Here is a 12,766-nt window from a genome sequence, read left to right on the forward strand (position 1 = left end):
GAAACCACCCAGCCCGCTGGTCGAGCGCCCCTCGCTGGTTGAGCTTGTCGAAACCACCCAGCCCGCCGGTTGAGCGCCCCAGCCCGCTGGTTGAGCTTGTCGAAACCACCCAGCCCGCTGGTTGAGCTTGTCGAAACCACCCCACCGGGCACGCTCGACGGGATTTTGGGCACGCTCGACGGGTTTTTGGGCACGCTCGACGGGGATCTGGGCACGCTCGACGGGGATCTGGGCACGCTCGCCGCGGATCTGGGCACGCTCGCCGCGGATCTGGGCACGCTCGCCGCGGATCTGGGCACGCTCGCCGCGGATCTGGGCACGCTCGACGGGGATGTGGGCACGCTCGACGGGGATGTGGGCACGCTCGCCGCGGATCTGGGCACGCTCGACGCGGATCTGGGCACGCTCGCCGCGGATCTGGGCACGCTCGCCGCGGATCTGGGCACGCTCGACACGGCCGCCCGCTTCGCGGACTCTGCGCAGGCTAACCTTGCGCCATGGTGATGGCTGATCGAACCGAGGTGGAGACCGCTTCGGTTCCCGTGGCGGCGCTCACGATGGTGGGGCTGGGCGAAAGTTTGCTCAACGGCCTTGCGCGGGTTCCGTTCGTCAAACCGTGGCAGGGTCCCGGAGGATTGCTCGACAACGTCGGACAATCGGTCACCCGCAATACCGTGCGCGCCTTCATGGGCTATTCCATGGGTCTGCCCATCGAGGAGTTCCGCTCGATGGAGAAGGTGATCGACGACATCTGCAAAACGGTGATGCCGCCGGTCGTCGGCTACTTCGGCAAGGTCGAGTTCACCGAGGACGAGATCAACGGTGTCCCGGGCATCTGGTGCCGGGCCAAGGCGTCTTCGGACAACTTCGTCGACGACACCGACACCAAGGAGCCGATCGGCGCGACCATTCTCTACCTGCACGGTGGCGGCTACATCGGCACCTCGCCGATGATGTATTCGGCATTCGCCGCGGCGCTGGTGCGGATCACCGGATTCGAGATGTTCATCGCCGACTACCGGATGGCGCCGGAGTTCCCGTTTCCGGCAGGCGTGCACGACGCGGCCGACGTCTACGTCGGTCTCCTCGATCGCGGGATCGACCCCGACCACCTGATCGTCGCAGGAGACTCCGGTGGCGGCGGCCTGGCGGCCTCGCTGGTGACTCTGCTGCACCATCGTGAACTGCCCAAACCCGGTGGGCTGGTTCTGTTCTCGCCCGAGATCGACCTGGACCTCGATCATGAGTCGGTGACCGCGAACGCACGCTACGACATCTTGCCCTGGAGCATTCCCGTCACTCCCTACCTGCAGGGCGTGCAACCCAACGACCAGCGTGTGTCACCGATCCACTCCACGCCCGATCCGGAGTGGTTTCCCCGCACTTTCGTGTGCTGGGGCGAGAACGAGATGTTCCGCGACGGCATCCGCGAGTTCATCGAGCACCTCGAATCCAGTGACGTACCGGTGTTCGCGATGGAGGAACGCGGCATGTTCCACGTGTTCCCCATCCTCATGCCGTGGGCAGAGTCCTCCAAGCGGGTGTTCGAGGCGCTCGGTGAACGCGCGTTACGCAACGTGACCGCAGATCCGCAGGCCCGGCAGACCCATTGACGGCAGCGACGGGCCACAACCCGGTCCGTCGTGCCGCGCATCACTCCCGGTGGTACGGCTCGCATCCGACGGGGGCCTTCGGCGCCTCGCGCCGTTCGATCGGCTCGATCGGCATGGTGACCGGTCCCTCGTCGAGGGTGAACTTCTCACCGTGATGGGCCACATCGATCGGCGGCCCCGACAGCAAGCGATACGTCGCGCTCGTCGGATCGACGGCCACCACGATCTTCGACTCGCGGATCACCATGCGGAACGACATGTAGGTCAGGCGCTGCGGCAGTTGCGGCGCGAACGTGATGTGCCCGCCGAAGTCGCGCATACCACCGAATCCTGCGACGCAGTCCATCCACGCACCGGCCAGCGCGGCGATGTGCAGCCCGCTGCTCACGTTGTCGTGGAGGTCGTGCAGGTCGGTGAACACCGACTCCACCAGCAGGTCGTAGGCCAGGTCGAGGTAGCCCACCTCGGCGGCGGTCACCGATTCGCAGCACGCCGACAGCGAGGAGTCGCGGACGGTGAGCGGGTAGTAGTAGTCGAAGTTGCGGAGCTTCTGCTCCGGGGTGAATGCCTGACCGAACATGTACGTCGCGAACACGAGGTCGGCCTGCTTGACCACCTGCTTGCGGTAGAGGTCGTAGTACGGATAGTTCAGCAGCAGCGGATATCGTCCCGCGGAGGCCGCGAAATCCCACGCACCGAGCAACGTGAACGACTCGCACTGCTGATGCACGCCGAGTGCGTCGTCATACGGGATGGTCATGTCGTCGGCGCACGACTCCCAGTGCGCCGCTTCGGCATTGGTGACACCGAACTTCTGCGCGAGGTCGGGGCGACGATGCACCGCGGCCACCGCGTCGCGGAGGTTCTGTTGCGCGGCCAGGTTGGTGAACACGTTGTTGTTGACCACCGCGGTGTATTCGTCGGGCCCGGTGACACCGTCGAGACGGAACTGTCCGTTGACGTCGTGATGTCCGAGCCCGGCGAACAGTCGGGCGGTCTCCACCAGCAACTCGACACCGCACTCGGTCTCGAACTGTTCATCGTGGGTGGCCCGCATGTACCGGGCGGTGGCGTTGGCGATGTCGGCGCTGACGTGCACGCCGGCGGTGCCCGCGGGCCAGTAGCCCGAACACTCGTCACCGTTGATCGAGCGCCACGGGAACATCGCCCCGCGCTGGCCGAGTTCGGCGGCCCGCGATTTCGCCTTGTCCATGGTGGCGTGCCGCCATCGCAGCTCCTCGCCGGCCGCGGCGGGAACCGTGTAGGTGAGCATCGGCAGGATGAAAGTCTCGGTGTCCCAGAAGGTGTGGCCGTCGTAGCCCGGTCCGGTGAGTCCCTTTGCCGGAATGGCGCGGGACTGCCCGCGGGCACCGGCCTGCAGCACGTGGAACAGGGCGAAACGCACCGCCTGCTGCAACTCCGGGTCGCCGTCGAGTTCGATGTCGGCGTCGCGCCAGAAGTCCTCCATGAACGCGACCTGGGTGGCCTTGAGTGACTCCCATCCGGTTTCCATGGCCATCGCCAGCGCCGCGTCGACCTGGGCACGCAACGCGGGTACCGATCGTCGCGCCGACCATCCGTAGCCGATGTACTTCGTCAGCGAGAGTTTGGTTCCCTCGGGCACATTCGCGGCGATGGTGAGTCGGGCGAGGTCGTCGTCGGCGCGGATGAACGCGTCCGCGGTGGCGGGGAAGTCGATGTCGTGATCCATGCCCGCCGCGATGTGCAGACCCGACTGGCGCGTGTGATGGACCAGGATGCCCCAGTAGTTGCGACACGTCGCAAGGTCGGACACCAGCGGCGACTCCAGCGCAGCGGCCAGGCGCGGATCGTTACCCGGCACCGGAATCGGCTCGTTGGCCAGTAGATCCGACTGCAGCACGATCTTCATGTCGTCGCCGATCGGTTCCACCTCGTAATGGATGGCGGCGATGGTGCGTTTGGTGAACGACACGAGGCGTTCGGACTTGATGCGCACGGTGCGACCGGTCGGCGAGGTCCACAATGTGTTGCGACGCAGTGTTCCGGTGCGGAAGTCGAGAACCTGCTCGTGTTCCTCGGTGCGCCCGTACCGCAGGTCCATCGGCTCGTCCTCGACGAGCAGCCGGATGATCTTGCCGTCGGTCACGTTCACCACGGTCTGGCCCGACTCGGGGTAGCCGTAGCCGCTCTCCGCGTACGGCAGGTCGCGCAGTTCGTAGAAGCCGTTCAGGTAGGTTCCGGGATGATCGACCGGCTCACCCTCCTCGAAGCTGCCGCGCAATCCGATGTGCCCGTTGGACAGTGCGAACAGCGTCTCGATGCGTCCGAGCATGTCCATGTCGAAGCCGCGCCACCGCAGCTGCCACGGGTTGACGTCGAATCCGAAACCGTGGTCGTGCACGGGGCTCATGCGGCGAGCAATTCGTCGAGATCGGTCACCACGATGTCGGCCCCGGCCTCTTTCATGGCTGCCGCCTGGTTGCCGCCCACGCGGTCGATGCCCACGACGAACCCGAATTCTCCGGCCGCACCTGCCTGCACCCCGGAGATCGCGTCCTCGAACACCGCCGCGGCCGCCGGTTCGACACCCATCAGTTGTGCGCCCAGCAGGTACGAGTCGGGCGCGGGTTTGCCACGCAGCCCCCGTTCGGCGATGTCGAGCCCGTCGACCCGGATCTCCACGAACTTCGACAGATCCGCCGCATCCAGCACCGCTGCTCCGTTCTTCGACGAGGTCACCACCGCGATCCGCAGACCGGCCTGCTGCGCGGCCTCCAGGTAGCGCACCGAACCCGGATACGGGCTCACATGTCCGGCGTCGAGGCTGGCCAGGAACATCTCGTTCTTTCCCTCGCCGATGGCGGCCGCCGTGGCATCGGACACGTCGTCGATCCCGCGGGCATGCAAGAAGGTGCGTACCCCGTCGTCACGTGGCCTGCCGTCGACGTAGTCGAGGTAGTCCTGCTCGGTGAACGGTTCGAAGTCGTCACCGACGTGTTCGCGGAGGAAATCGTCGAATGCCGCCTTCCAGGCGTCGCGGTGCAGGACGGCGGTACTGGTGAGCACACCGTCGAGGTCGAAGAGGGCCACAGAGATGGCGTCTGGCAAACCCAACACCTACGACACGCTACCCGCCTGCGCTGTGGTCGGCGCGATTTGTGGCGAGGGTGCGTATGCCGCGCACGTCGACGGGTAAACCGGTGGACATCGCGATTGCTCGCCGCCGAAGATGGCCTGATGAACCCCTTTCCCTCAGGTCGCCGATTCGCCCAGGTCGATGTGTTCAGCGCAGAACCGTTGCGCGGTAACCCCGTTGCGGTTGTCCTCGACGCCGACGCGATCACCGATGAGCAGATGGCCGCGTTCGCGAACTGGACGAACCTGTCGGAGACCACCTTTGTGCTTCCGCCCACCGACCCGGCCGCCGACTACCGGCTGCGCATTTTCACCCCCGACGGTGAGCTGCCCTTCGCCGGTCACCCGACGCTGGGTTCGGCGCATGCGTGGCTGCAGGCCGGGGGAGTGCCGCGTGGCGCCGAGATCGTGCAGGAATGTGGTGTGGGTTTGGTGCCGATTCGCCGCGAGAATTCGCGGCTCGCTTTCGCCGCGCCATCCCTGACACGGACGGGTCCGGTCGCCGACGACATCGTCGCCGAGGTGGTCTCCGCGCTCGGCATCGATCGCGGCCACGTGCTGGCCGCCGAATGGGTGGTCAACGGTCCCGACTGGATGGCGCTGCTGCTCGACTCCGCCGAGCGTGTGCTGTCGATCACGCCGGACTGGCGTGCGCTGGGCTCGCATCAGGTGGGCCTGGTGGGGCGATATGGCAGCGGGGATGACGGGGCCGGGCACCCGGACGATCCGGCGATCGCCGTGGAGGTGCGGGCGTTCGCGCCCGGATTCGGGCTCACCGAGGACCCGGTGACCGGCAGCCTCAACGCCGGGCTCGCGGTGTGGCTACGCGGCGCCGGCGTGCTGCCCGACACCTACGTGGCCTCGCAGGGCACCGTGCTCGGACGTGCCGGACGCGTACACGTGGTCGACGACGGCACCCGGATCTGGGTCGGCGGGCACAGCACGACGGTGATCACCGGAGTCGTCGACCTCTAGGCTGACGTGGTGACCGACGCCACCACCGACAGCGCAGCATCGTCACCCGGCGCCGCGACGGAGAGCGCCAAGGCCGCCAAGAGGCGTCGTCGTCGTGAGCCGCCACCCGATCCCGAACCGCTGTACGGGCTGATCGACGCCCACACGCACCTCGCCGCCTGTGGGGGACGTGACGCCGACACCGTGCGCGCCATCGTCGACCATGCCGAAGGTGTGGGTGTCGACGCGGTGGTGACCGTCGCCGACGACATGATCGACGCGCGGTGGGCGGTGGCCGCCGCCGACTGGGACGAGCGCGTGTACGCCGCCGTCGCCCTGCATCCGATGCACGCCGCAGATCTCGACGACGCCGCGCAGGCCGAGCTCGAGCAGATGGCGACACATCCGAGGGTGGTCGCGGTGGGGGAGACCGGCCTCGATTACTATTGGCCCGGCCGTTCCGACGACTGCGCGTCGCCGGCGGTGCAGCACGAGGCGTTTCGCTGGCATATCCGGCTCGCGAAGGCCGTCGGCAAGCCGCTGATGATCCACAATCGCGAGGCCGACCGCGATGTGCTGGACATTCTGGCCGCTGAGGGTGCCCCGCCGACCGTTATCATGCATTGCTTTTCCGGTGACCAAAACGTTGCACGCGAATGCGTCGACCGCGGCTATTTCCTCAGTTTTGCCGGCACCGTGAGCTTCGAGAACGCGACGGAACTCCGCCGCGCCGCCGTCGTGGTGCCCGACGATCAGCTCCTCGTCGAAACCGACGCTCCGTTTCTGACGCCACATCCCTTCCGGGGCAAGCCGAATCAGTCGTACTGTCTGCCCTACACCGCCAGGGCGCTTGCCGGAATCCGGGAGACGGACCCCGCCCGGCTGGCCCGGGTCCTCGGCGACAACGCGCGACGGGCCTACCAGCTGCCTTTGCGATAATCGGACCTTCTCGTTATCGTATTGTGATCCCGCACCAGGGTGGGCGTCACTCGATCGGATGATCGGACTGACCGGAGGTCCCGACAGGGCCTGCCGACGACGTGCCGCCGCGGGGTGCCCGTGTTCCCGACCAGGATGTTTGGACCTTGTCTGTTCTCGCTAAAATCCACAACTCCGAATCGATCCGCGCCCGCATCGCCGTGGGTGCCGTGCTCGCCACCGTCGCCGCAGGCGGGGTCCTTGCGGTGTCGATGCACAAGAACGTGACCCTCGACGTCGACGGCCAGCAGATGCAGGTCTCGACGATGGCACTGTCGGTCGATTCGGTGCTGCGATCGCAGGGCTACACCCCGGTCGAGGGCGACGTCGTCACGCCGGGCCCCGATTCCGGGTTCAGCGACGGTCAGACCATCACGATGAACCGCATGAAGACCGTGACGCTCGACGTCGAAGGCAAGAAACAGGAGATCAAGACGACGGCGGTCCACGTCGACGACCTGCTCGCGCAGCACGGCCTGTCGCACGGCGCGGACGAGACCAACTTCGCCGCCGACGGCGCCATCCCGGTCAGCGGCGCGGTGGTGGATGTGACCCTGCCCAAGCCTGTCGTCATCATCGACGGTGGCGTGCGGTTCAAGAGCGTCGTGGCGGCCGAGGACGTCGCCGACGTGCTCGCCGACACCGGCAAGCCACTCTCGGCCACCGACAAGGTGGTGCCCGCGGCGAACACGCAGGTCACTCCCGGCATGGTCATCAACGTGACCCGTATCCGCACCGAGCAGGACACCGTGGTGGAGAACATCGCTCCGCCGGAGATCAAGCAGGACGACCCGACGCTGGTGCGCGACCGCAAGGTGGTGCTCAAGCCGGGCACTCCCGGCAAGGCCAACGTGACCTACGAGGTCACCATCGTCAACGGCAAGGTGGTCAAGCGCGACAAGGTGTCGTCGCAGCAGCTCACCGCGCCGGTCGCGGCAACCGTGCGCGTCGGCACCAAACCGGGTGCACCGTTCGTTCCCGCCGGGTCGGTGTGGGACTCGCTGGCGCAGTGTGAATCCACCGGCAACTGGGCCATCAACACCGGTAACGGCTTCTACGGCGGAATCCAGTTCGACCAGAACACGTGGGACCGCTGGGGCGGGCAGGAGTACGCCGCACGACCCGACCTGGCCACCCGCGAGGAGCAGATCGACATCGCCAGCAAGACCCTGGCGGCCCAGGGCTGGGGTGCCTGGCCCGCGTGCTCGTCTCGACTGGGCCTGCGCTGACCGACACCGGCTCGCCCGATGACGTGGCGCCGAGGCTTCTCGGGCCGGCGCAGATCCGTCAGCTCGCCGACGAGGTGGGTGTGCGACCCACCAAGACCCTCGGTCAGAACTTCGTCCACGACGCCAACACGGTGCGGCGCATCGTCGCGGCCTCGGGTGTGGGCGCCGACGACGTGGTTCTCGAAGTGGGTCCCGGCCTGGGTTCACTGACCTTGGCGCTGCTCGGCGTCGCCGGTCGGGTGATCGCCGTGGAGATCGATCCCGTGCTGGCGAGCAGGCTTCCGGTCACCGTGGCGCAGTACGCGCCCGGACGGGCGGCGGCGCTCGACGTGATCACCGCCGACGCGATGTCGGTGCGGGCAGAAGACCTGCCCGCGGCGCCCACCGCTCTCGTCGCCAACCTGCCCTACAACGTTGCCGTGCCGGTGTTGCTGCATCTGCTTGCCGAATGTCCGACCATCGCGACCACCCTGGTCATGGTGCAGGCCGAGGTCGCCGATCGCCTCGCCGCCCCGCCGGGCAACCGCGTCTACGGGGTGCCCAGCGTCAAGGCCCGCTACTTCGGCGACGTGCGCCGCGCCGGCGCGGTCGGCCGCAACGTGTTCTGGCCCGAACCCAAGATCGAATCGGGCCTGGTGCGCATCGACCGCCGCGACGCCTATCCCCTCGACGCGGCCACGCGCGAGAAGGTGTTCGCCGTCATCGACGCCGCGTTCGCGCAACGCCGCAAGACGATGCGCGCCGCGCTCGCCGGCTGGGCCGGTTCGCCCGCCGAGGCCGAGCGCAGGCTTCGCGCCGCCGGTATCGACCCGCAGATCCGCGGCGAGAAACTCGACGTCGCCGACTTCGTCCGACTGGCAGGCGTCGACGCGTAATCGCCGGCCGCACGCGGTCAGCCGGCGGCTGCGCGCAGTTTGTCCAGCAGCGGTGCGGCGGCCTGCGCGAGAAACGCCTGCTGGCTCTCGCCGCCGATCTGGACGAGCGCGACGTCGGTGAAACCCGCTTCCCAGTAGGCCCGCACCGCCTCGACGATGGCGTCGAGATCGGGACCGCAGGGGATCGACGCCGCAACGTCGGCGGGTGTCACGTACTGCGTGGCCGCGGCGAAACCCGCGGTGGTGCGCAGGTCGGCGTTGACGTCCCAGCCGCCGCCGAACCACCGGAACTGCTCATGTGCGCGAGCGGTCGCGATGTCGGGATCGGGATCCCAGCAGATCGGGATCTGACCGATTGCCCGTGCCTCGGCACCGATCCTCGGCGCGCCGTCGACGGTGTTCCACGTGTCGATGAGCGCACTGTCAGGTTGGACGGCGATCAAATGATCGGCGAGGGGGGCGAATTGCGCGATGCCGCGTTCGCCCGCCACCGCCACGCCGATGGGGACCTCGACCTCGGGTAGATCCCACAGTCGCGCGGAATCCACCTGGAAATAGTCGCCACGGATGTCGACGAGGGCACCGTCGAACAGCGCTCGGATGATGTCGATCGCCTCGACCAGCATCGACTGCCGGTCGGTCACCGCCGGCCAGCCTTCGCCGATGACGTGTTCGTTCAGGTTCTCCCCGCTGCCCAGCCCGAGGGTGAAACGTCCGTCCGCCAACAGTTGCAGGGTGGCCGCCTTCTGCGCGACCACCGCGGGGTGATAGCGCATGGTGGGGCAGGTGACGTAGGTCATCAGGTCGATGCGGTCGGTGGCCTGGGCGACCGCGCCGAGCACGGCCCACGCATACGGCGCGTGGCCCTGCGCCGAGAGCCACGGCGAATAGTGGTCGCTGGAGACCGCGAAATCGAAGCCGACGTGTTCGGCGGCGACGGCGTCGGCCACCAGTGCCTTCGGGCCGGCCTGCTCGGTCATCAAGGTGTATCCGAAACGTATTGCCATGATCTCGCTCCCGTCGACGTGCGACGACGGCCGGCCGGTGCGGACGTCGGGTGCGCGTCATGATGTGTGCGAAGGTGAAAGGGCCAGATTCTCGACCCGGAGGTGCAGCATTGGACAGCGTGCGACCACGTCGACCCGATGCCGCGGTGGACACCGTCCTCCTCGACATCGACGGTACGCTGATCGATTCGACACATCTGCACGCGCTGGCCTGGCAACGCGCGTTCGCCGCGCGCGACCTGCGGCCCGAATGGTGGCGGATTCACCGCGCGATCGGCATGGGTGGCGATCTGCTGGTGGGCCAGTTGTGCGGTGCTGAGGTGGAGGACTCCCTCGGCGATGCGCTGCGCGCCGACTGGGCCGACCGATACCGCGAGGTGCTGCCGGAGGTGAATCCGTTTCCCCGGGCCGCCGATCTGGTGCGGTCGCTGGCTGCCGCCGGGTACCGGGTGGCCCTGGCGTCCTCGGGCGCCCGGGAATTCACCGACGCCGCGTTGCGATTGCTGGGACTGTCGGCCGACGACTTCGCCGCCGTCACCTCCTCCGACGACGCGGAGAACTCCAAACCGGCCGCCGACCTGCTGTCGGTGGCACTCGAGCGGGCCGGTGGGCAGGCCGCGATCCTGGTGGGTGACACCGTGTGGGATGTGGCGTCGGCCAACCGGTTGCCGTGTCCCTGCGTGGGCGTGCGCACCGGAGGTTTCGCCGCGGCCGAACTTGCCGATGCCGGTGCGGTATTGGTGGTCGACGATGTGGCCGAACTCGTCGAGCGCCGGTGGCGACCGGCTGCCGGGCAACTCGATTAGGCTGGTCCCCTGTGTCTCCCACCTCTTTGTCGGTGATCTCCGACGCCGTGCGGGTGCAGGCCCCGGCCAAGGTCAACCTGCATCTCGGTGTCGGCCCGCTGCGGGACGACGGCTACCACGACCTGGTCACCGTGTTTCAGGCGCTGTCGATCGTCGACGACGTGTCGGTGGCGCCCGCGGCGTCGTTGCGCGTCGAGATGAGCACCGATGGTGGCCGTGGCCCGGGAGCGCGAGACATGGCCGAGGTACCACTCGACGACACGAATCTCGCTGCACGCGCCGCGCGGGCACTCGCCGAGCACGTGGGGCGTCAGGCCAGGGTCAACATCGACATCGTCAAACGCATCCCCGTGGCCGGCGGGATGGCGGGCGGAAGTGCCGACGCCGCCGGCACATTGGTGGCATTGGCCGAACTGTGGCGGCTCGACATCGACCGCGCCGAGATGTCGGAGATCGCGGCCGGACTCGGCAGTGACGTACCGTTCTCGCTGCGTGGTGGTACTGCACTCGGGACTGGCCGCGGCGAGCAGCTCATGCCCGTTCTCGCCCGTGGTGAACTGCACTGGGTGCTCGCCTTCGCCCGTGAGGGACTCTCCACGCCGGCGGTGTACCGGGAGTTGGATCGATTGCGCGACAACAGATCCGACGAATCCAATGAGGCCGGCGGGGTCGCATTTCCGGACGAACTGACGTCTGCGTTGGCGGCCGGGCGAGTCGACGACGTCGCCGCTCATCTGCACAACGACCTGCAGCCCGCGGCGTTGAGCTTGCAGCCCACGCTTCGTCGTACCCTGCGAGCCGGCGCCGATGCCGGTGCCCTCGGCGGAATCGTATCGGGGTCGGGTCCCACGTGCGCATTCCTGTGCGCCGACGCCGAGGCGGCGGTCGCGGTGGCCGCGGAACTGTCGGGTGCGGGGGTGGCGCGTTCGGTGCGCACCGCCACCGGTCCCGTCGCCGGCGCACGGCGGGTCGACGATGAGTGAGCCCCGCCCGGTGCGGGCGGGTGAGCGCGGGTCACGTGAGGGTTCTGGCGGGAGGCGTGGGCTTCGGTGGCGGCGCCGATGCGGATCGGCGATCGTTCTGGCGGTGCTCGCCGTGTCCGGGGCGGTGATCACCCCGACCGCTTTCGCGTCCACACCACCACCGGGAACGGTGCTCTCCCACGACGCGGTGCTCGCCGGGCAACTGCCACCCGGCGCCGCCGCGGGCGAACGTGTGGAATACCTCACCCGCGACCAGTCGGGACGGTTGGCACCGTCGACCGGGATCTTCTGGACGCCGCGAGGCACACCACCGGCCGGTGGTTGGAAGGTGGTGTCGTGGGCGCACGGCACCACAGGGATCGCCGACCGATGCGCACCGAGCCGCACCAAGACCGGCCGCGCCGTCGATTCCGCGGTGATCGCCGCACTCGAGGCCGGATACGCGGTCACCGCCACCGACTACGCGGGCCTCGGGTCACCCGAGGCAACCGAATACCTCGGCGGTAAGGCGGCCGCGCACTCGGTGATCGACATGGTGCGCGCGGCACGCAGCCGCAACAGCGACTTGAGCGTCGACTGGGTGTCGATGGGACATTCGCAGGGTGGGCATGCCGCACTGTTCGCCGGTCGTTACGCCGGGGAGTACGCGCCGGAACTGCATCTGCGCGAAGTGATCGCGCTGGCACCGGCATCGGGCATCGAGTCGGTGTTCGCGGCGTTCGCCCCGCACGTGCCGAGCCTGGGCCGGGCGAACACGGCTTCGGGGCTGTTGCTGTTTCTGCTCGCCGGACTCGATCACGCGCGACCCGATCTGAAAGTGATCGATCACCTCACCACCGACGGCACCCGCTACTTCGACCTCGCGCGCGAGAAGTGTGCGGGCGACGTGTCGGAGGCATTGCGGTCGGTGTCGCCGGGTTCACTGGTCGCACGTGCCTTCACCGACCGGGCGTTCACCGATGCGCTGCGCGATTACACCGCCGTTCCGGCGAGCGGATGGAAGGTACCGATCCGCATCGACCACGGGCTGCTCGACCCGGTGGTGCCCTATCCGCTGTCGCTGGCCCTGGTGCGGCGGTTGCGTGACGGAGGCGCCGACGTCACCCTCACCACGCACCTGCGGGCCGACCACACCGACGTGGTGGGGCAGTCGCTCGGCGCGGACATGGACTCGGTGCGCGCCGCGTTCGCGCGTGACTGATCA

At 68.1% G+C, this 12,766-nt stretch carries 12 protein-coding genes; 9 read left to right on the forward strand and 3 right to left on the reverse strand.

Going from position 1 to position 12,766, the window contains the following annotated elements; genetic code table 11:
• The first annotated feature begins 96 nt into the window (after positions 1 to 96).
• Both ACWDSI_RS01505 and ACWDSI_RS01510 read left to right on the forward strand, forming a co-directional pair.
• Positions 97 to 504, forward strand: coding sequence for a hypothetical protein (locus ACWDSI_RS01505; RefSeq protein WP_449755460.1), 408 nt, complete (start codon positions 97 to 99; stop codon positions 502 to 504).
• Entirely contained in the window at positions 498 to 1,613 is a 1,116-nt protein-coding gene (locus ACWDSI_RS01510; RefSeq protein ID WP_449755461.1) for an alpha/beta hydrolase, read from the forward strand. The genes ACWDSI_RS01505 and ACWDSI_RS01510 overlap by 7 nt, the downstream gene beginning before the upstream one ends.
• 40 nt (positions 1,614 to 1,653) lie before the next feature.
• On the opposite strand, the gene ACWDSI_RS01515 is transcribed toward ACWDSI_RS01510, so the two are convergent.
• Positions 1,654 to 4,005, reverse strand: coding sequence for a glycoside hydrolase family 65 protein (locus ACWDSI_RS01515; RefSeq protein WP_449755462.1), 2,352 nt, complete (start codon positions 4,003 to 4,005; stop codon positions 1,654 to 1,656).
• A complete protein-coding gene (locus tag ACWDSI_RS01520; protein ID WP_449755463.1) occupies positions 4,002 to 4,712 on the reverse strand; it encodes an HAD family hydrolase in 711 nt (236 codons plus the stop codon). Before ACWDSI_RS01520 ends, ACWDSI_RS01515 begins: the two co-directional genes overlap by 4 nt.
• Positions 4,713 to 4,832: 120 nt before the next feature.
• On the opposite strand from ACWDSI_RS01520, the gene ACWDSI_RS01525 reads away from it, so the two are divergent.
• The 4 genes from ACWDSI_RS01525 (at position 4,833) to rsmA (ending at position 8,766) form a co-directional block, all read left to right on the forward strand.
• The gene (locus ACWDSI_RS01525) at positions 4,833 to 5,705 is read left to right on the forward strand and encodes a PhzF family phenazine biosynthesis protein (protein WP_449755464.1); all 873 of its coding nucleotides are present in this window, start codon (positions 4,833 to 4,835) and stop codon (positions 5,703 to 5,705) included.
• 9 nt (positions 5,706 to 5,714) lie between these two features.
• A complete protein-coding gene (locus tag ACWDSI_RS01530) occupies positions 5,715 to 6,623 on the forward strand; it encodes a TatD family hydrolase (RefSeq protein WP_449755465.1) in 909 nt (302 codons plus the stop codon).
• 146 nt (positions 6,624 to 6,769) lie between these two features.
• Positions 6,770 to 7,891, forward strand: a complete 1,122-nt coding sequence (locus tag ACWDSI_RS01535) for a transglycosylase family protein (protein WP_449755466.1) — start codon at positions 6,770 to 6,772, stop codon at positions 7,889 to 7,891.
• A complete protein-coding gene (rsmA, locus tag ACWDSI_RS01540) occupies positions 7,855 to 8,766 on the forward strand; it encodes a 16S rRNA (adenine(1518)-N(6)/adenine(1519)-N(6))-dimethyltransferase RsmA (RefSeq protein ID WP_449755695.1) in 912 nt (303 codons plus the stop codon). The genes ACWDSI_RS01535 and rsmA overlap by 37 nt, the downstream gene beginning before the upstream one ends.
• A gap of 17 nt (positions 8,767 to 8,783) precedes the next feature.
• On the opposite strand, the gene ACWDSI_RS01545 is transcribed toward rsmA, so the two are convergent.
• The gene (locus ACWDSI_RS01545; protein ID WP_449755467.1) at positions 8,784 to 9,773 is read right to left on the reverse strand and encodes a TIGR03557 family F420-dependent LLM class oxidoreductase; all 990 of its coding nucleotides are present in this window, start codon (positions 9,771 to 9,773) and stop codon (positions 8,784 to 8,786) included.
• A gap of 119 nt (positions 9,774 to 9,892) precedes the next feature.
• Between ACWDSI_RS01545 and ACWDSI_RS01550 the strand changes: the two genes are divergently transcribed.
• Genes ACWDSI_RS01550 through ACWDSI_RS01560 form a run of 3 tightly spaced genes read left to right on the forward strand, consistent with a single transcriptional unit; the run spans position 9,893 to position 12,763 of the window.
• Positions 9,893 to 10,579, forward strand: a complete 687-nt coding sequence (locus tag ACWDSI_RS01550; RefSeq protein WP_449755468.1) for an HAD family hydrolase — start codon at positions 9,893 to 9,895, stop codon at positions 10,577 to 10,579.
• A gap of 11 nt (positions 10,580 to 10,590) precedes the next feature.
• Complete coding sequence (locus ACWDSI_RS01555) at positions 10,591 to 11,562, forward strand: 4-(cytidine 5'-diphospho)-2-C-methyl-D-erythritol kinase (RefSeq protein ID WP_449745526.1); 972 nt, start codon at positions 10,591 to 10,593, stop codon at positions 11,560 to 11,562.
• Positions 11,555 to 12,763: a lipase family protein gene (locus tag ACWDSI_RS01560; RefSeq protein ID WP_449755469.1), complete on the forward strand. Its 1,209-nt coding sequence runs from the start codon at positions 11,555 to 11,557 to the stop codon at positions 12,761 to 12,763. Before ACWDSI_RS01555 ends, ACWDSI_RS01560 begins: the two co-directional genes overlap by 8 nt.
• The last annotated feature ends 3 nt before the right edge of the window (positions 12,764 to 12,766 follow it).

The organism is Gordonia sp. NPDC003429 (assembly GCF_053588575.1).